General features: G+C 67.4%; 12 protein-coding genes and 2 pseudogenes. 7 read left to right on the top strand and 7 right to left on the bottom strand.

All coding sequences use genetic code 11. The features are described from left to right. Window positions 1-1,935: 1,935 nt before the first annotated feature. The gene (locus tag M1M07_RS20185; RefSeq protein WP_248675324.1) at window positions 1,936-2,286 is read right to left on the bottom strand and encodes a hypothetical protein; all 351 of its coding nucleotides are present in this window, start codon (window positions 2,284-2,286) and stop codon (window positions 1,936-1,938) included. 418 nt (window positions 2,287-2,704) lie between these two features. On the opposite strand from M1M07_RS20185, the gene M1M07_RS20180 reads away from it, so the two are divergent. Further along, window positions 2,705-2,845: a hypothetical protein gene (locus M1M07_RS20180; protein WP_248675322.1), complete on the top strand. Its 141-nt coding sequence runs from the start codon at window positions 2,705-2,707 to the stop codon at window positions 2,843-2,845. 213 nt (window positions 2,846-3,058) lie between these two features. On the opposite strand, the gene M1M07_RS20175 is transcribed toward M1M07_RS20180, so the two are convergent. Further along, window positions 3,059-3,715 (bottom strand): helix-turn-helix domain-containing protein, encoded by a 657-nt coding sequence (locus M1M07_RS20175; RefSeq protein WP_248675320.1) that lies wholly within the window; start codon window positions 3,713-3,715, stop codon window positions 3,059-3,061. A 421-nt stretch (window positions 3,716-4,136) separates the two neighbouring features. On the opposite strand from M1M07_RS20175, the pseudogene M1M07_RS33225 reads away from it, so the two are divergent. The 3 genes and pseudogenes from M1M07_RS33225 to M1M07_RS33045 form a co-directional block, all read left to right on the top strand. Continuing rightward, window positions 4,137-4,190: pseudogene (locus tag M1M07_RS33225) on the top strand (hypothetical protein); the annotation flags it as partial. Between the two features lie 96 nt (window positions 4,191-4,286). Then, window positions 4,287-6,302: an AAA family ATPase gene (locus tag M1M07_RS33050; RefSeq protein ID WP_308200818.1), complete on the top strand. Its 2,016-nt coding sequence runs from the start codon at window positions 4,287-4,289 to the stop codon at window positions 6,300-6,302. Next, on the top strand, window positions 6,299-7,309 hold the full coding sequence (locus tag M1M07_RS33045) for a hypothetical protein (RefSeq protein ID WP_308200817.1): 1,011 nt from the start codon (window positions 6,299-6,301) through the stop codon (window positions 7,307-7,309). Before M1M07_RS33050 ends, M1M07_RS33045 begins: the two co-directional genes overlap by 4 nt. 84 nt (window positions 7,310-7,393) lie before the next feature. Here the strand turns inward: M1M07_RS33045 and M1M07_RS20165 are convergent, their stop codons facing one another. From M1M07_RS20165 to otsB, 3 genes are all read right to left on the bottom strand, one after another. Beyond that, entirely contained in the window at window positions 7,394-7,597 is a 204-nt protein-coding gene (locus tag M1M07_RS20165; protein ID WP_197250970.1) for a hypothetical protein, read from the bottom strand. 148 nt (window positions 7,598-7,745) lie between these two features. Further along, window positions 7,746-10,361: a LuxR C-terminal-related transcriptional regulator gene (locus tag M1M07_RS20160; protein WP_368862569.1), complete on the bottom strand. Its 2,616-nt coding sequence runs from the start codon at window positions 10,359-10,361 to the stop codon at window positions 7,746-7,748. 124 nt (window positions 10,362-10,485) lie between these two features. Further along, window positions 10,486-14,112, bottom strand: a complete 3,627-nt coding sequence (gene otsB / locus M1M07_RS20155) for a trehalose-phosphatase (protein ID WP_248675318.1) — start codon at window positions 14,110-14,112, stop codon at window positions 10,486-10,488. A gap of 206 nt (window positions 14,113-14,318) precedes the next feature. Between otsB and ppsA the strand changes: the two genes are divergently transcribed. From ppsA to M1M07_RS20140, 3 genes are all read left to right on the top strand, one after another. Beyond that, window positions 14,319-16,604 (top strand): phosphoenolpyruvate synthase, encoded by a 2,286-nt coding sequence (gene ppsA / locus M1M07_RS20150; protein ID WP_248675317.1) that lies wholly within the window; start codon window positions 14,319-14,321, stop codon window positions 16,602-16,604. A 4-nt stretch (window positions 16,605-16,608) separates the two neighbouring features. Further along, a complete protein-coding gene (locus M1M07_RS20145; protein WP_248675316.1) occupies window positions 16,609-17,193 on the top strand; it encodes a hypothetical protein in 585 nt (194 codons plus the stop codon). Window positions 17,194-17,277: 84 nt separating this feature from the next. Next, window positions 17,278-18,267 carry a nitroreductase family protein gene (locus M1M07_RS20140; RefSeq protein ID WP_248675315.1) on the top strand — a complete coding sequence of 330 codons (990 nt, stop codon included), beginning with the start codon at window positions 17,278-17,280 and terminating at the stop codon, window positions 18,265-18,267. 16 nt (window positions 18,268-18,283) lie between these two features. Here M1M07_RS20140 and M1M07_RS20135 read toward each other — a convergent pair. Beyond that, window positions 18,284-18,757: pseudogene (locus M1M07_RS20135) on the bottom strand (pirin family protein); the annotation flags it as partial. 9 nt (window positions 18,758-18,766) lie between these two features. Continuing rightward, entirely contained in the window at window positions 18,767-19,123 is a 357-nt protein-coding gene (locus tag M1M07_RS20130; protein WP_248675314.1) for a prevent-host-death family protein, read from the bottom strand. Window positions 19,124-19,145 lie beyond the last annotated feature (22 nt).

Genomic DNA, 19,145 nt, shown 5'->3' with positions numbered 1-19,145 from the left:
GAGGCGGGGCGCGCTTTCGCATTCTGGCAGGGCCTCACCGCCCGGGACCGTCGGTGGCTGCAACTGGCTGCACGTGTTGCGTCAAGGGGTAGCCGATTCGGTGCTCCGCTTCCTCCCGATGAGGCGGAGCACTGCCAGCGCAGGGGCATAAGTGAATGGGTCCAGCGACTTCCGAGCATCCCCTGTCTGCTCGGACGTGCTGGACCTGCGTCCAATGATTACAGGATTTTCCGCGATCGCGGTAGACCCTCGAGATAGAAGCAGGCCCCGTCGGCGGATGCGGGGGGTGCCGACGGGGCCTGGATCGCCGCGCAGGGGATGGGCGGCGACAGTGTGGATTCAATCACGTCGCGGAGGGGGTCCGGAAATTGCTTTTGCCTAACGAAACTCCCGATTTCACCCCCATACCGCTGAATGCTGCGATGGCCATGTAGGTGCGTCCCGTCCGTTCGGATGGAACCGCCTGGCCCGCGATTTCGTCCAATCGGGTATGGATGAGCGGCAGCAACAGGCGTGGTATCTGCTTCGCGCGATGGGAATACTCGAGCATGCCGAGATGCTGGATGCGGGCCGGTGCTTCCCGAGCTCGCGGCTCCACCGGCCCGCGGATCAAACCCTACCGATCGTCGAACATCTGTGCGAATCTATCGGCATGAAGTCCGTCGAGCGCAGCCCGCGCACCTGCCCGAACGGGCACCCGCTCGGTGCGCACCGGGTGCTTGTCGGATGGGTGCCATGCGACTGCACAACCGGTGCCGGCGGACACCGAACATACGAGTGTCGGAGGTGCGGCGTCACGATCGTCCGGCCGCCGCACATCGGCCCGCCGCGGCCCGGCGTGAAGTGGTCGTGACGGCGAAGAGCGCCCCTCCGGTGGGGGCGGGTTTAAACGGCGACTGCGTTCAGTCCCTGGTTCGGCGGAGGTCGGTACAGGCACGGGCGTTCGATCGCATGATTGCAGAGATCGAGCGCCAATCGTTCCCGAACCCTCCGGGTGTGGCTCTTGGAAGAACCCTCCGGGAACCAAACCGACACATGCGTTGTGGGCAAAATGGCCCCGGCATCCCCACCGGGGATCGGCAGTCCCCCGTCGTGGAAGGCGGGCAATCCGAGATTGTGACACTCACCCACCGACACGCCCCATGTCCCGATCGCCTGTCGACCACAGGCGATGTAGTCCTCGTATGCCTGCTGGGGGCTCTTCTGTCCCTCGTGGGTGGACATAGAGCCATCGCTCCCGGGCATGAAGGAACTGCGAGCCGGAACGACATCCGGCTTGAACGCTTCTCGGGTGGGAACGCCGTCTTTATCCTTACCGAAGGGGACGACTCGGCGCAGGACTTCCGTGTGGTTGGTCAGCTTCCGACCTTGGTAAGACTCCAATGTCACCTGTCACTAAGGGATCCATACAGAAAGAACTTCACGAGCCGACTCTGATCATAGTGGTCGAGTTCGGTATCCTCGTCATCCTCCGCATTCGGAGCGAGGTCGCACATATAGAGGGAGTCTGGACCAATCTCGGCCGAATATGCGTGGCCTCTGGACTCCCACTCAAGGCGAACAAAACCTTCGTCGGTGAGTATCGGTTGAGCGTCCTTTGCTCGCGCTCGACTGATCACCTGGAGGAAGTCGCGGAAGTGTTCAGCAGCCAGCTCGTCTAATGGCTGACTCCCAGGGCCGCTCCAGCCTGGCGGCAGTTTCTGTAGGGCATGGAGACGAGACATGAGCTCCACCTCCCACTCGTTCACTACCGGATTGCCAGTACCTGTCGTCGGGCTCGCGCTTACATGCGTTGAGCCAGTGGCCTGCTTGGGGGAAACCGCGACGTAGTGCCTCGGCGCACTCTTTATTTCGGGGTGCAGAGATACCGGAGAGGCGGATACAGCGGGCGCAAATACCAGAGTACTTGCAGCCACTACCGAGATGAATACTCCACTATTCGGCATTGGGGAGAAGTCCCAGGTGGGCGCCCAGTACCTGCCACAGCTCCACGGCCTTCGCCCGCGAAACGTAGTAGGACCCGCGCGGCTGCACGGGGATCGTTCCACCCGTGCGGGCAATCTGCTGGAGGGCCTGCTCGTTTCCGGCCCAAATGGGAGCGCCTACATGCCCTACGAGCAGGTACAACCCCGCGTTTTCCGGCCCAGAAGGATCTGCACCGTCAGTAATGATGAAGAACTGATTCGCCAGTTGAGCCTGATCGGTAACGCCGTCTGGCCAGGCTGTTTGCACCTGAATGCGGCCTTCATCGAGGTAGTCATGCTCGGCAGGGCTCATCTCGCTCACAGCGACATCCTGGCATACGACGTTCGGCGAGGAGGAGGTACCTCCCAGTATTGGCCCGAAGTCGTGGGTGCCGGAAGGCCTTCGGAGTCCTCGACCCCGAAGTTCAATCTCGCCCACATGCGGATCGGACTGGTTCATTTCGTTAGCGTCAGCATCGATGTTGGCCGCACGACAGTGAATCCCCCGCCTCCTCGTGAGGTGGGGGCTCTCGTCGTCTCTTAGCTAGTCCTCGTCGTCAGCGAGCATGATCGGGCCGGTGGCGCGGAACTCGGCAACCCCGTCGGGAAAGGGGAAGGAGCGGGGCCGTTACTTTATGCGCGTGCTTAACAAGATCGAGACCGTCACTGTCATGGTTTCGGCACATCGCGACGACTCGTAGCGGAAGGTCGAACAGTGTGCGCGACGGCAGTGGGCAGACGTGCTCGCCGAACGGGGTAGCCAGTGGAGTGATGCCGGCCTCCAACTCGTCGACCGCCAACCGGACACCGACATCGTCGGCCGCCTTGTCTACCGGTTCGAAGGGGCGATCGTCGAGTACGCCGGTCGCGTCAGCGAGTAGAAGGCCCAAATCTGCCCGCGAAGAAGTGGACTTACTGCGTACATCCGGTGAAGGCCAGTGAACTTCTGCCGGGTGGAGTTGCGCCGTCCTCGTTATCCCAATCCGGATTTGTTCTGCATATCCACGTGAGGATCGGGGGTCATTCATCGCGTCCAGGCATGAAGTGGTCGTAGCGAACGCCCCTGTAGGAGGCGGGGGCGTTCGCTCGCGACCTTACGCGACGCTCGCCGCCAGCCAGCGACGCACCGTCGCTTCCGAGCGCCCGATCTGGTCCGCGATCGCGTAGTTGCTCAATCCCGCCTCGTGGAGCTGACGCGCGCGATGACGCAGTGCGTCACGTTCATCGGCCGGTGCGTCATCGACGTCGGCACCGGCCGCCGGCTCCGGCGCCGGAACGACCGTGAGCTGCGCTGACGCGGGCAGCGCAGGTGTGTCGCAGTCTGCGTCGGCCGCCACCTCCACGCTCGCCGAGTCAGCGCCCGCGCGTGCGCGCGCCCGAACGATCGCCAGGTGCGTCAACGCGAGCGCCGCGACCGGCGGTACGACCGCGACGGCTGCGGCAACCCCAGGATGTACCGGCCCTGGCGGCAGCAGCAGGTGTGCAACGTTCCCGGCGATCGATACCCCGACCGCCGCCCACAGCAGGAACCAGGCGTACCGCCGTGCCGGCCCCGCGTCGAGCGTCACTGCTGCCCGCGTCGCCGCGATGATCAGCCCGTCGACGACGAGCGGCCACACCGCGGCCTGCCAGTCGCCGAGCCCGGCCCGCGCCGCGATGTCCGCGAGCGCCGAGTAGGACAGGCACAGTGCCGCGGCGCCGAGCGCATAGATGAGTGCTGCGTCGTCGCGGGACACCCGAACCTTCTTCACGAGACCCCCTCCAGTTGATCGAATCCAAGGCCCTCGCAGGGTAGGTCGGGAATCGGACAGATTCCGGACAGTCGCAGAGGGGGAAACCGATGGAACCGGATAGTTGCCGTCATATGAGGACATATCGAGTTCCCAGGCCACCCCGGGTGCGACTCACCTACCTGCGAGAACCGCTGGGGCACGAGTGGTTTCGAAACCCTCCGCGCCCACCATGTAATTGGCGGTGAAAGTCCTGGTCAGGGCTTTCTTGATTGCCGGCCGATGCACGCTGTGCCCACATTTTGCCCACACTCGCTTTCGCTCGGGCTTCCGACGGGACGCTCGCTACCGTCCGGTCGGCGGACCGAGACAGGCTATTCGTCACTGGTGGACGTCCTATTCTTGGACGTGGGGGTCCGGATTCTCGGATCGGTGGTGCTGGATGGCAGCGGAACTGTCGTGTGGATCGTGCGGCGCCGAACTGCCGACCAGTTCGAAATTCTGCAGCGAGTGCGGTGCGGCAGTTGTGACTGCCACGACACCTGCGGAGTACAAGCAGGTGACGGTGCTGTTCGCCGATGTGGTGCGGTCGATGGGCATCGCCGCCTCGTTGGATATGGAGCGGTTGCGCGAGATCATCACCGATCTGGTGGAGCGCTCGGCAGCGGTGGTGCGCCGCTACGGCGGGACCGTGGAGTTCACCGGAGACGGCGTGATGGCGACCTTCGGCGCTCCGGTTGCGTTGGAGGATCACGCCTTTCGGGCATGCCTTGCGGCGCTCGCCATCCAGGAGGAAGCGAACCGGTTGGCCTCGGAGGTGCTGCGTCGCGATGAGGTGGACCTGCAGCTGAGGGTCGGGCTGAACTCCGGTCGAGTGATTGCCGGCGAGATCGGCTCGGGCGCGTTGGGGTATGCGGCGATAGGTGAGCAGGTGGGGATGGCTCAACGCATGGAATCGGTGGCGCCGCCGGGCGGGGTGATGCTCTCGGAGGCGACCGCGCGGCTGGTCGAGCAGGCCGCGGTGCTGGGAGACATCGAGCTGATGTCGATCAAGGGGAAGACCGAACCTGTGCCGGTGCGCCGGCTGGTGGGGATCGGCCCGCGGCGGGCCCTGGTCGGACGCGCGGAGGCCGGCCTGGTCGGTCGGTGCCGGGAGATGGCGGCGGTCGAGGAGATCGTGGACCGCGCCATCGGTGGCCGGGGTGGTGTGGTGAATGTGGTGGGAGCGCCGGGCATCGGCAAGTCGCGGATGGCGCGGGAGGCGACCGCGATCGCGGCCGCTCGGGGGGTCGAGGTGATATGGACGTTCTGCGAATCCCACGCCCGTGACATTCCGTTCCATGCGGTGACCGCCATGCTGCGTGAAGGTCTCGGCGTTGCCGACCTGGACGCGCCCCTGGCCCGCGCGCGGGTGAGGGAACGAGTGCCCGACGGCGACCAGCAGGATCTGCTGCTGCTCGATGATCTACTCGGCATCGCCGACCCCGAGGTGTCGCTGCCCCGATTCGACCCGGAGGCGCGGCGTCGGCGGGTGATCACGCTGATCAACGCCGTGTCGCTGGCCCGTACCGAACCGGTGCTGTTCGTCGTCGAGGATGCCCAGTGGATCGACGAGGTGAGTGAATCCATGCTGGCCGACTTGCTCGAAATCATCCCGCAAACCCTGTCGGTGGTGCTGATCACCGCCCGCCCCGAATATCGGGGAGCGTTGACGCAGGTGCCCGGCGTTCGGACGATAGCGCTTGCCCCGCTGAGTGATTCGGAGACCATGGAGCTCCTGAACGAGCTTCTGGGAACCGACGGCTCAATCGCGCCGGTCGGGACCCTCATCGCCGAGCGAGCCGCCGGGAACCCGTTTTTCGCCGAGGAAATGGTGCGCGAGTTGGCCGAGCGCGGCGTGCTGGTCGGCCGGCGCGGCAGCTATGTGTGTGGCGCCGATGTCGCCGATGTCGCCGATGTCTCGGTGCCCGCCACGGTGCAGGCCGCCATCGAGGCACGTCTCGACCGGCTGAGCCCACAGGCGAAGCAGACGATAAGCGCAGCGTCGGTGATCGGCGCCCGCTTCGACGCCGGGCTGCTGGCCGCGCTGGGCATCGATGCGCTGCCCGACGAGTTGCTGGGCGCGGAGCTGATCGACCAGGTGCGTTTCAGCCCCGATGCCGAATACGCCTTCCGCCACCCGCTGATCCGGTCGGTGGCCTACGAATCACAGCTCAAGTCCGACCGCGCCCGATGGCACCGGCTCCTGGCCACCGCGATCGAGTCGGGCAACCCGGACTCGGCCGACCAGAATGCCGGGTTGATCGCCGAACACCTCGACGCAGCAGGCGAACTGCACGCCGCGTATGGCTGGCACATGCGGGCCGCCGATTGGGCGACGACCCGCGATGTCTTCGCTGCACGGTTCAGTTGGGAACGTGCCCGAAAAGTCGCCGACGCTCTGCCCGGCGACGACCCCGGCCGATTGTCGATGCGCACCGCCCCCGCACCATGCTGTGCGCCACCGACACTTACAGCCCCGCACTCCAGGAATCTCGCGACCGCTTCGCGGAGCTGCGGGAGCTGTGCGAGGCGTCCGGGGACAAGCTCTCGCTGGCCATCGGCATGAGCGCGCCGGCAGTCGAGCTTTTGTACGCCGGGCGGGTGCGAGAGGGCTCGCGGCTGGTATCCGAACAGACGGAGTTGCTCGAATCGATCGGCGATCCCACCGCGACTGTGGGATTGGCGACCGTCGCGTTCGCCAACTGGTTGGAGGCCGGCGAATTCGGCAAGATCTTGCGTTGGTCGCAAACCGTCATCGACCTGGCCGCCGGCGAGCCCGCCATGGGCGCCGGCTTCGGCTTCGGATCACCACTCGCGGTCGCGGTGGCATTCCGTGGCACTGCTCGGTGGTGGCTGGGTCTTCCCGGGTGGCGTCAAGACCTGGACGACGCCGTCGCGATGGCCCGACACAGCACTCCGACAGCTCATTGCGTTGTCGTCATGTGGACCTACGGCTTCGCGTTCCTCTTCGGGGTGTTGCGGGCCGACGACACCGTGATGCGCGTGATCGAAGAGGCGGTGCAGACCGGCGAAAGCGATGGCAACGACGTCGTGAGCCTGGCCGAGTTCGCGCTGGGTGTCGGGCTGCTGAGCCGGGACACCGCGAGCGACCGCCGCCGGGGGCTGGAGGCGATGATGCAGGCCCGTGACGTATGGCGGCGCAGGCAGGTTGCTCGTCAAATGGCCCCGCTCGTCGAGATCCTGGCGGCCGGTGAGAGTGCCGGGCGCGGTGACCGCGATGCTGCGATACCGGTGCTGCGCCGAACTGTGAACGAGATGTTCGAGGCAGGACGGCCCTTCGTCGGCCTCGTCGGCACCGGCGTTCTGGTGGAGACGTTGCTCGAGCGAGGCACCGAGGACGACCTGGCCGAAGCCCGAGCCGCGATCGCCCGGTTGTCGAAGGTGCCGGCAACAGAACGCTGGGCGATCCGCGAGATCACCCAATTGCGGCTGCGTGCACTGCTGGCCCGGGCCCAGGGCGACGACGCCTACCGAGACCTGGTCGGCCGGTATCGCGCGCTCGCGGAATCACTCGGCTTCGAAGGACACCTCGCGTGGGCCCGGGCGATGTAGGCCCGACTCTGCCGGCCCGCAGCACCTCGACCGTCTCCCCGACGGTCCCCTCACAGCACTGGCTGTGGCGGATACATGCTGCGGTCACAGCCGATACATCTCGCGTGCCATGGCGGAGTGCTCTTCTGCGTCGGTCAGCAGCGGTGGATAGTGACGCCGTGCGGGCCGTGCATCCGTGGACGAACTCACGAAGATTGCGCGCAGAGCGCCGATCATCCTGCCGATCGGATTCGTATGTGGGAACGCCAGAGCCGACGGATCGGCGGATGCGGCCACGAATTCAGACATTGTGCGCCTCCTGTCTCCCACGCTGTGATCGATCGTCACTCCCGAGCGCTGGACAGAGCGCAGTAGCGAGCCACTGCAATTTCACGTGGTCCGGGCGGGGCACTACTCGACCGGCGGCGCCGTACTCTCCACCCTCAGGGGGCGGTGTTCACTTGGTTCGCGCCCTTCGGCGCGGCAACAGGGCGGCGAGTTCGTCGCGGCTGGTGGTTCCGGTCTTCGTCATGGCCCGGTAGATGTGGCTCTCGACAGTGCGTACGGAGAGGGTCAGTCGACCGGCGATTGCTCGATTCGACAATCCCTCACCGATCAGCATCACGATCTCTCGTTCGCGATCGGTCAGCGGCAACGACGTGGTGGCCAGACGGAGGGCCGGGGTATCGGCGCCGCCACATTGTTCGGCGAGGGCATCTGCGCGCGCCGAGCATCCCAAGGCCGATCCACGTCGTTCTTGGATGCGGTACGCGAGGGCGGCATGGGCGGCCGCATCGACAGCGGCAACCATATCGCCCATGTGCTCGAAGTCCGTTGACACCGACTCCAATTCAGCACCGTCGCCGCGCCGGAGGGCGGACGCGAACCGGGCTGCCAGACCGACACGTGGACCCTCGACGATCGACTCCAGTCTGTGCAATCGGGGTGCCCCGGTGTGGTCCCCGAACTGGACGGCCGTCTGCAGACAGATCACTTCGGCCCCGAATTGTCCTTTGGCTGCCGCAGTTTCGGCCGCCGACAACAAGACGGTGATCGCCTCGCTGACGGCGCCCTGGCATGCGGTTGCCCACGCCCGGGCAAGGCTGCGCTCGTAGTCCAGAGTCCGAAAGGAACGTCGTAGTTTGTCGAGCGCGGTGAGCGCCTCGCTCGACGAACCGCGCATCGCGAGTGCAGTTGCGAGCGGGACCCGATAGCGGTACCCCCAGCCGATGGCATGGCCCGAGGCGGACAACGATACGGCTGTCGGGTCCAGCGTCGAACATGCGGTGTCGAGGTGACCCGCCCCGAGGGCTGCCCTCGCCGCGATCGCAGCGCCGAGTAGATGAGCCGCCCCCGGAAGATCGGCCGCTTGTCTGCGTACCCGCTCGGCCACCTCGACGGCTTCGCTCACTCGGCCGGATAGCAGCAAGGCGCTGACGTGTGCGTCGGCGATGTTGAATCGCATATGCGGAGCGTCGAAAGAGCGAGCCGCAACGTCGTAGCCGTCCTCTGCGACCGCCACGGCGTCGCCGGTGCGCCCGGCGTCGGCATATATGGAAGCAAGCACCCAGGCAACCTCGGCGCCGACGACCGGAGGCAGGTCGTCCGGCGCCAGCCTCTCCGCAGCTTGCATTGCCCTGTCCGGCTGGTCCATCGCAAACCGGTACACCGTGAGGAACGCGTCGATGAAGTGGCGGGCCTGCGGTGGTGTCGTGCACGACGCATCGTCGATGACTTGCTTCGCGCGCGCCGGGTCGCCGAGCGTCCACAGAAGGTTGCTCGCCCGCAGGAATGCGAATCTGGCCTTCTCGCTGTCCGTCAACCGGCCGGTGTGAATTGCGGTGAGTACGGAATCGGCTTCCTCGCCGCGACCCGACCAGGAAAGTGCATGCGCCCGGACGAAGGCGGGTTCCGGTCCGGCCCCGGCACGAATCGCTGCCTCCGCGAGTCGATCGGCGAGGGGCAGGTCTCCCAACCAGACAGCGCCCCGGGCGGCCCTGACGAGCAGTTCGGCGTCCGATGCGACGTCGGAGTCGAGGCTCAATGTGCCGCGGCGCACAACCACTCGCATGTCGTCCCGGTCATCGGATTCGGCGAGTTCTGCGGCGACCAGTCCGCGTAGCCGTCGAAGCCGAGTGGGTGCCGTGCGCCTGCGCCGTACCTCGGCGTAAAGCGGGTGCGCCACCCGTACCGCCATACCACCACCGACGGGTTCGAGTGTGATGAGACCGCGGGTGTCGGCCTCCTCGACCGCCGCTGGGTCGGCGATCCGGTTCAGGGCCGCCAGTTCGATCGGCTCCCCGACAGCCAGCGCGTCGATCACGTCGCCAACCTTCGCGGGAAGGGTGCCGATCCGGGTTTCGATCAGCTGGATCAGGCCCGACGGCATGGTCGGTTCGCCGATCCACCGCCAGCATCCGTGTTGCTGCACAATTCGGTGGTCGGCGACCTCCTGCTCGACGATGTTACGTAGATACAGAACGTTGCCACGAGTAAGGTTCCACAGCCGTCGGACCGCATCCGGATCCACCGATCCGTCGAGGGCAGCCGACAGCAGCGTGCCGGTCTCGTCGAGTGTCAGCGGCTGCAGGTCGAGGTGGTCGAACCGGCCGACCTTCCATATGTCCTGTGCCGCGGCAGGAATCGGTTCACCGTCGAGAACGGTGAGCAATACTTTCGCTGCACCGCGGTGCACGATCTGATGTATCACGAATGTCGACAGATCGTCGAGAAGTTGCACATCGTCGACGGCCACTACCACCGTGGCGCCGAACGATGTGGCGGTCAGCGCTTCGATGACCCCCCGGAGCAACTGAACGGTGTCGGTGACGCCCGACTGCGCCCACGCCGTGACTGCGCCCAGCGGAATTGCCCGCCCCGAAGACGTGCCGACCACCAGACGGCTGATGCAACCCTTCGACTCAGCAGCCGACAAGGCTTCGCGGGCGAGCCGACTCTTGCCCACACCGGCCCCACCGTGGACGACGATCCCGGAAACATCCGACGCCTCGATGACGGCCTCGATGGTTCGCATCTGCTCCGAGCGGCCGATCAACGGCCACGACGCACGCACCCGAGAAGCCTATCCCGACCTCTGGCTTTCACGTCCGGAAACCTCCTCGATGATCCAGGGTGGCGAGACGGTGGCGTGGTCGGCAGGTGCGGATGAGGTCCCGACGGGGTGGAGGGTCCGCGGCTCAGCTCAGGGTGACGGTGCACCCGGGCTGCAGGGTGACGACCGTATCGCGGCACATGATCTCGATCGATTCCTGATTCCCGGGCTCGGCAGCGACTTCGACCGTGCGTCCGCTGACCGTCAACCACAGCTTGCGGCCGCGGTAGTAGATCGGAAACTCGAGGGCGCCCAGGGTATCCGGCCATTGCGGACCGAGGACGAGACGGTCGCCGCGGACTTCGAGTCCGGTGAAGCACCGCTGCAGCAGGTCGATGCTGCCGGCCATGGCCGCGAGGTGGATGCCTTCCGACGTCGTCCCGCCCTGGATGTCGGTGATGTCGGAGGCGAGGACCTGCTCGAAGTACTCCAACGCCCGCTCGCGGTGGCTACGGGCGAGCACCCACGAATGCACCACGGCGCTCAGCGTCGAACCGTGGGAGGTCCGGGCCAGGTAGTAGTCGATCGTTCGGTGGATGGTTTCGGATTCGAGGCGATACCCGAGTTGTTCGAACAGTTCCCGTAGTTCGTCGGCGGAGAGGAGATAGAACAGCATCACGACGTCGGCCTGTTTCGACGCCTGGTAGCGGTTGACGTCGTCGCCTTCCGCTTCGAGGATCCGGTCGAGGCGCCGGATGTCCGGGTACTTCGCGCGGTACCGGTCCCAGTCGAGTTCGGCCAGTTCGCCGTAGCCTTCGAACTGGCTGATGACCTCGTCGTGGAACGGCACGAACATGCGGTGCCCGAGATCCGACCACAGCGTCATCTCCTGGGCGTCCAGGTGGAGACGATCGACGAGTTCGGCGCGATTGTGCTGGGGGATGGCGGCGAGCGCCTCGATGGCCCGCCGGATCACCCAGACGGCCATGACGTTGGTGTACGCGTTGTTGTCGATGCCCGAGTACGGCGCGTCGGGGTAGCCGGAATGGAACTCGTCCGGTCCCATCGCCCCGCGGATCACGTAGCGGGACTTCGCCCGGTCGTACGACGCCAGACTGGCGAAGAACCGCGCGATCTCCACCAGCATCTCCGCTCCGAAATCGCCGAGGAACTCCACGTCCCCGGTGACCTGGTAGTACTGCCACACGTTGTAGGCGATGGCGATGCCGATGTGGTACTGGCGCCAACTCGGATCGGGCAGCCATCTTCCGGAATCCGGGTTCAGGTGCAGTTGCTGGCTCTCCTCGCGGCCGTCGCTGCCGGACTGCCACGGGAACATCGCGCCCCGGTATCCGGCGGCGGTCGCGGCGCGGCGCGCCTCGGGGAGGCGACGGTATCGGTACTGCAGCAGCGACCGGGTCAGGGCCGGTTCGCGCAGGTTCAGCACCGGGAAGACGAACACCTCGTCCCAGAAGATGTGGCCGCGGTAGGCCTCTCCGTGGAGTCCGCGCGCCGGAACCCCTACGTCGAGGTCGGCGGTGTTGCGCGAGACGGTCTGCAGCAGGTGCAGCAGGTGGAAACGCACGATCCGGGACGCTTCCTCGTGACCGGCGAGGTCGATGCCGACCCGGTCCCACAGGTGTTCCCACGCCAGGACGTGGCCGTCCAGGATCTCGTCGAATCGCCCGAGCCCCTCGAGCAGCCGGGTTGCCGCCTCGGCGGGGCCGGAGACCGCGTGGTCTCGGCCGGTGAACACGGTCACCGCCTTCTCCGCCGTGACCGAGGAGCCTGCCTCCACATCGACGGTGAGATGATGGCCGACGCTGCCGTCCTCGTCGAAGAATCGGTAGCTGCAGGTGTTGCGGTTCCCGTCGGACCAGACGGTGGTCCGGGCCGCCACCGAGACCGGGATGCGCGACTGGTTCGTCTGCACCGTCAGAACCACCGAGTCGTGTGCCGCCTCCCGCGCCTCGACGAGTTCGAGGTGGTCACTGGCCAGATCGCGATACCGCTCGACGAGCGTGTTGCGGACCGCGCCGTCGATCGCCGTGCGGAACTCCACGCTGCCGCTCCAGTCGTGGGCCACGATCGTGGTCTGCAGCGCCCCCACGTGGGGCAGGTGCATCGCGACGAACCGGCGCTGGATCACGGTCGTCGTCCGGCCCTGCGGGTCGCGGTACCGCACCCGACGGGTGAGAACGGCGCGGCGCAGATTCAGGTACTGGCGGTAGTCCATCAGTTCGACGGAGTCGATGTCGAACCAGGGCCCGCCGTCGATGCGGAAGGTCATCGGCAGCCAGTTCGGGGCGTTCACCAGGCTTTCGTTCGTGATCGCCGTACCCGCGCGGTCGTCGTGCAGCCGGTTGTACAGACCCGCGATGTAGGTGCCGGGGTAGTGCCACCGTCCGGCCACGGATTCCGGTGAGCACCCACGGGTGGCGAAGAATCCGTTGCCCACCGTGCACAGTGCCTCGCGCAGCTTTTCGCTCGGCGGATCGTAATCGTCGTAGTACAGCATCCATCCACCCGCGCGGGACGGGCTCGCGGGGTCGCGGTCGACCAGATCGGCCAGGCGCTGGAGCAATTCGCGAACCTGCACCGGATCGTTCACGGCGAACCGCGCGGCCGACCGGCGATTACCGGGCTCCTCGCTGCGGACCACGATCCCGATCCCCTCGGGAGACAACGCGTCGAACGCGTCCTCGTCCGAGGGATCGTCGCCGATGTACAGCGGCAGCAGCCCTTCCGCGCCGGTGACACGCCCGAGCACCCATCGCAGAGCCTCACCCTTGCCCCAGTCCGCGATGGGAAGAACCTCGAGCACCTTCCGGCCGCCGATGATCCGGAGAGAATCCTCGGCACCCGCGATCTCGTGCACGACGGCCGCGACCTCGTCGACGCGGTCGGCAGGCACGGCGCGATGGTGCACGGCGACCGAGAATCGTTTCCGTTCGATCACCACGCCCGGCACGGTGCGCAGACGCTCTTCGAGCAGCCCGGACACCCGGTCGAGGGCCGATCCGGCGGCCGGAGGCTCCGAATGCTCGTAGTGTCCGCCCGCCGGTCCGGCGACTTCGAATCCGTGGCTGCCCACATACCAGATACCCGGTATCCCGACCCGCGCCTGCAGGTCCGGCAGGTCGCGCCCGCTGACCACGACGACCGGGCATGCGTCCGCGAGCCGGCGGAGAACCTCGGCGGTGCCGTCGGTGAGCACCGCCGCTGCGGGGTCCGGCTCGAGGTCCGCCAGCGTGCCGTCGAAGTCGAGGAACAGCACCGGTGTGCGCACCCGCAGCAGCGTCGCCAGTTCGTGCCGGGAGGTCAGTGCATCGGGTATCTCCGAGAGCCGGTGGTCGCCCGCCCGGATGTCGATCTCGCCCGGATTCCGGATCACCAGGGCGAACCCGGCGCGCTGCGCCGCGGCCGCGATGTCCTCGTCGGCGGTGATCACCACGGTCGCCGTGAGCGGTGACCGGAGCCGGGCGGCGACCTCCGAGGGGGTGGTGTCGGTGGCCACGATCGGAAGCGAATCGTCGTCTCCTACTGTGTCGCCGGCCGCTGTGTCGACTCCTGCTGTGTCGAGCACCGACCGGGCGTCCCCGGTGGACGAGAACACCGCGACGTCGACGCCGAGATCGCGCAACCGGTGCAGCAGCGCAACCGTCGAGTCGACGGACCGGCCGTCTTTCAACACGCCCACGTCGACGACGACGGCGGCGTGATGGCGCAGGTCGATCAGGGGCAGGGGGCCGGTCTCCTGTTCCGACTGCACAGCGCCTCCCGGACGAACGAGCTCTACCCCTGGTGTTCTGATCATGGCACCGGAGAAGCCCGAAGAGTGGATACTTCGCGCAACACCGGCCTTCTGAGCAGCAGATCTCCGATCCGGGCCCTGTGGCGCGCCAATTCGGTTTACCGTGCACAGGGGGTGAGCCGTTCGCGGGGAACACCGTTCGCGGGGAGCACAGGGAGCCACCGATGGGTGAACACAAGGTCTGGGTACGACCGATCGAATCGGTGAGCGCGGACGACGCGCCCACCGTCGGCGGAAAATCCGCCAACCTGGGCGAGCTCACGCGGGCGGGTTTTCCGGTTCCCGCCGCGTTCGCCGTCACCACCGACGCCTACCTCGACGCGATGCAGGCGGCCGGTGTGCGCGAAAGGCTGGCGGCCGAGGCGGTCCCGCCCCCCGACATCGACGACGCCACGCTCATCCGCACCTCCGCCGAACTCGCCGCGCTGGTGACCGAGTCGACGATCCCGGACGAGATGCGCGCGGATATCGTCTCGTCGTACGAGGCCCTCGGAACGAACATGCCGGTGGCCGTGCGATCGTCGGCGCCTGCCGAGGACGCGGCAGACACCTCGTTCGCCGGCATCCACGAGTCCTACACCAACATCATCGGCGCCGACGCGCTGGTGCGCGCAGTGCAGGCGTGCTGGGCGTCGTTGTGGTCCGAGCGGGCTCGCACCTACCGCGGGCTGCGCGGGGTGGCCGACGAGCCGTCCATCGCCGTCGTCGTGCAGGTGATGGTCAAATCCGAGTCGTCCGGGGTGGCATTCACCGCCGACCCCCGCACCGGCGAACGCGATCGCATCGTGATCGAGGCGGCGCTCGGCCTCGGCGAGGTCGTCGTCGGCGGGCAGGTCGAGCCGGACACCTACGTCGTCGCCAAGGACAGCTTCGAGGTGCTCGACGTCCACCTCGGGCATCAGGAGTTCCGGATCGCCTCGACCGACACCGGCGACAGCCGGGTCGCGGTCGATCCGGCCCGCGGCACCCGCGTGCTCGACGAGGACCAACTCGAGCGGGTCGCGCGTCTCGCCGCCGGTGTTGAGCAGCACTACGGTTCCCCGCAGGATCTCGAGTTCGCGTTCGCGGACAACGAATTGTGGATCGTGCAGACTCGCCCGATCACCACGCTCGACACGTTCTCGTCCGGTGGGCCGTCCGGAAACGGTGACGCGACACCGTTGTTGACCGGCCTCGGTGCCGGCCCCGGCGTGGCCACCGGGCGGGTGCGGGTGCTCCACGAACTGGTCGACGGCAAACGCCTGACCGACGGCGAGATCATCGTCGCACCCATGACCCGGCCGGACTGGCTGCCCATCCTGCGCCGCGCGGGCGGCATCGTCACCGACGGTGGCGGCATCACCTGCCATGCCGCGATCGTCGGGCGGGAACTCGGCAAACCGGTGGTGGTCGGGGCCCGCACCGCGACCACGGACCTGCGCGACGGGCAGCTGATCACCGTCGACGGCGATGCGGGCGCAGTGTTCGACGGGAAGGTCCAACCCGAGACCCGTCCGGCCGCGGCGGCGCCGGCGGTCCCGACGGCCATGGGTGCCGCGCCGACCGTCACCGCGACCTCGGTGTACGTCAATCTCGCGACGCCGGATGCCGCGGAGGCGGTCGCTGCCACCGACGTCGACGGGGTCGGATTGCTGCGGGCCGAGTTCATGATCACCGAGGCCCTCGCGGGGGAGCATCCGGCGCGCTTGATCGGGCAGGGGCGGCGCGACGAGTACGTGGCGAAGATGTCCGAGGGGGTCGCTCGGATCGCGGCGGCGTTCGCGCCGCGGCCGGTCGTGTACCGGGCGATCGACTTGCGCAGCAACGAATTCGCGGATCTCGAGGGCGGCGAGATCGAGCCGGACGAGGAAAACCCGATGATCGGCTATCGCGGCTGCTTCCGCTACGTCCGCGATCCGGAGCTGTTCTCATTGGATCTCGATGTGCTGCACCGGGTTCGGGAACAGCATCCCAACGTGCACCTGATGATTCCGTTCGTGCGCACCCGGTGGGAGCTGAAGGAGTGCCTGGCGCAGCTCGATGCGCATCCGCTCGGCTCGGATCGCCGGATGCTGCGCTGGATCATGGCCGAGGTGCCGTCGGTGGTGTACTGGCTGCCCGAATACGCGAAGCTCGGCATCGACGGGGTGTCGATCGGCACCAACGACCTGACCCAGCTGATGCTCGGCGTGGATCGCGACTCGGAGGTGTGCCGCGACCTGTTCGACACCATGGATCCGGCCGTCCTCGACGCGATCGACCACATCATCGAGCGGGCTTCGGCGGCGGGGCTGACCACCTCGCTGTGCGGCCAGGCCGTGTCGACGAGCACCGCACTCGCCGAGCACCTGGTCCGGCGCGGCATCACCTCGGTGTCGGTGACGCCCGACGCGGCGCCGCAGACCAGGCGGACGGTGGCGCAGGCCGAACAGCGGATCCTGCTCGACCGCGCCCGCGGAGCCGGAGCGTGACGTCGTGACCGGCACCGCCCCGGCGGATCTGCTCGATACTCACCTGCCGGTGTACGACGTCGCCCTCACCGAACAACTGGTGGTGGATGCGGAGGTTCCCGCCGTCTTCCGCGCTGCGCACGATCTCGACTTCCTCACCGTGCGAACACCTTTGCTGACCGCGGCGTTCTTCGTGCGTGGCCTGCCGGCACGCCTGTCCGGCAAACCGTCTCCGGAACTGCCCGCACTGCGACTGTTCGCCGATCCGGCGTCGAGTGGTCTGCCGGGCTGGCTGGTACTCGGGGAGGTACCCGATCGAGAGATCGCCTTCGGTGCGGTCGGCAAGTTCTGGAAGCCCGACATCGAATGGCGTGATGTTCCGCTCGACCGTTTCCGCGGGTTCGACGAGCCCGGCTGGGGGAAGATCGGATGTCACTTCTCGGTTCGAGCGAACGGGCCGGGGCGCAGCGTCGTCTGCTACGAATGCCGGACGCAGACCACCGATCCGGATTCGCGGAAGAAGATGATGCGCTACTGGTGGATCATCCGGCCGTTCGTCGGGCACATCATGCGCGCGACGTTGCGCACCATCGCAGCCGACGCGTATTGACGTGAGTGACTGCACTTCACGGAGCCGACGAGAGAACCCGAGAACGCAATGGGGACACCAGCAGAGGGGACACCGGCGGAGTCCATGCCGGACCGTCGCACCCTCGAGTCCGCGGTCGCGCTGGCCTGCCGCGCACCGTCGCTCCACAACAGTCAGCCCTGGCGGTGGGTTCTCGGCGCGCACGCGCTGACGCTCTACAGCGACAACGACCGCATCCTGCCGGCCACGGACCCCTCCGGTCGTCAGATGGTGCTTTCGTGTGGGACTGCGTTGGACCACCTGCGGACCGCGCTCGCCGCGCAGCGGTGGTCCTCGGCGATCGAGCGGATGCCGCGCTCGCCGGACCGGCAGTGCCTCGCGGCACTGCGGTTCCGTCGGCTGGACGAATCGTCCGACGCAGAATCGTCCGACACCGGGGCCCGCCTGGCGGCGGCGATCGCCCTTCGACGCACCGAGCGGTTGCCGATGGCCGCACCGCCGGAGTGGCCCTCCGCCGTCACGCTCCTGCAGGAACTCGCCGAGGACGCCGGTGTGCACCTCGACGTGATCGGCGAGGACGAAAGAGCCGCCCTCGACGACGTGTCCCGCCGAATCAGCGGGGAGAAGCGCGCCGACCCCGCCTACCTGTCGGAACTGAACTGGTGGACCGGGCACGCGATGTTCCCCGAGGGCGTTCCCGCCGACACCCTGCCGGCCGCCGGGAGCGCGGTGGCGGTCGAGCGGGAGTTCCCGCCCGGTCGCGCGACGAGCGAGACCTCCGGCGAACAGGACCACGCGGCGATCCTGCTGCTCTCCACCGCCACGGACCGGCGGCTCGACTGGCTGCGGTGCGGCGAGGCCCTGTCGGCTGTGCTCCTCGCCTGCACCGACCGCGGACTGGCGACCTGCACGGTCACCCACCTGACCGAGTCCGAGGATTCGCGGGCGTTCCTCCGGGGGCTGACCGGGGACGGCGTCCCCCAGGTGCTGATCAGGGCCGGCGTCCGCACGCCACCCGGTCCGGAGACCCCGACGCCGCGCCGACCGCTCTCCGAGGTTCTGTTCCGGGAACACCCGAAAGCGGACTCGCGATAGCGGCGGCAGGGGTGGGCTACCGGCGATCGAAGCTCGCGTGCATCTCCCAGATCAGGATCTCGGCGTCGGTGACCGCAGTGACCCGCGGGCCGCCGGATCCGGTCAGCCGCAGCGCATCTCCGTGCTCGCGTGGTCCCGAGCCTTCGACGTCGACGGTGCCGCGTGCGACGAACAGGTGTCCGAACGGCGCGTCGGGGATCGTCACCGTCTGCCCCGGCTGCAATCGGGCGGCGTGCAGACCGGCGTACCTGTTGTGCAATCCGACGGCGGCGTCGTTGCGGTGGCGGGGCAGGCCGGACGCGACGACGACGAGTGCGCCCGCGTCGAGTTCGGCATCGATGGGCAGTTCCTGGTAGCTCGGCTCGATGCCGGGTTCGTCCGGCGGAATCCACATCTGGATCACGTGGACGGGTTCGGTGACCGACGATCCGTCCGCGCGGCTGTGGTCGTTGCGTTCGGAGTGCAGGATGCCGCGGCCCGCGCTCATCCGCGAGTCCCGTCAGCGACGGTGCGCCCGCTTCTTCTTCCTCTTGTTCTTCTTCCGGGTGCGGGATTTCGGCTCGGGCGGTGGTGTCGACACCGCCGCTTCCGCGGACGCCGCGGGCTCGGAGTCCGCGGAGTCGTCACCCGGCGCCGGCGGGGACAGCGACCGGGCGGCCTCCCGGCGCAGGCTGTCCATGAGTTCGGGGGAGCGCAGCAGGAACGTCGCCTCCCGCAACGCGGTGTACCGGGCCAGCGAGATCAGCACCGCATTGCCCTGGTCACCCACGATCTCGACTGCGACCGTGTCACGGTTGACCTCGCGGACCAGGCTTTTCAGATTCTTGCGTGCGGATTTCACCGTGGTAGCCGGCACCGGCATCGACTCCCTTCGCTTC

This window comes from Rhodococcus sp. HM1 (assembly GCF_023218075.1).
Lineage (GTDB): Bacteria > Actinomycetota > Actinomycetes > Mycobacteriales > Mycobacteriaceae > Rhodococcus.
This window is presented reverse-complemented; position numbering and strand designations above follow the sequence as displayed.

What these genes read in the sequence shown, in the direction of transcription:
- M1M07_RS33050 (WP_308200818.1), top strand. Translation starts at nt 4,287, where the DNA reads ATGGGCATCGCCGCCTCGTTGGATATGGAGCGGTTGCGCGAGATCATC.
- M1M07_RS33045 (WP_308200817.1), top strand. Translation starts at nt 6,299, where the DNA reads ATGAGCGCGCCGGCAGTCGAGCTTTTGTACGCCGGGCGGGTGCGAGAG.
- M1M07_RS20165 (WP_197250970.1), bottom strand. Translation starts at nt 7,597, where the DNA reads ATGTCTGAATTCGTGGCCGCATCCGCCGATCCGTCGGCTCTGGCGTTC.
- ppsA (WP_248675317.1), top strand. Translation starts at nt 14,319, where the DNA reads ATGGGTGAACACAAGGTCTGGGTACGACCGATCGAATCGGTGAGCGCG.
- M1M07_RS20140 (WP_248675315.1), top strand. Translation starts at nt 17,278, where the DNA reads ATGCCGGACCGTCGCACCCTCGAGTCCGCGGTCGCGCTGGCCTGCCGC.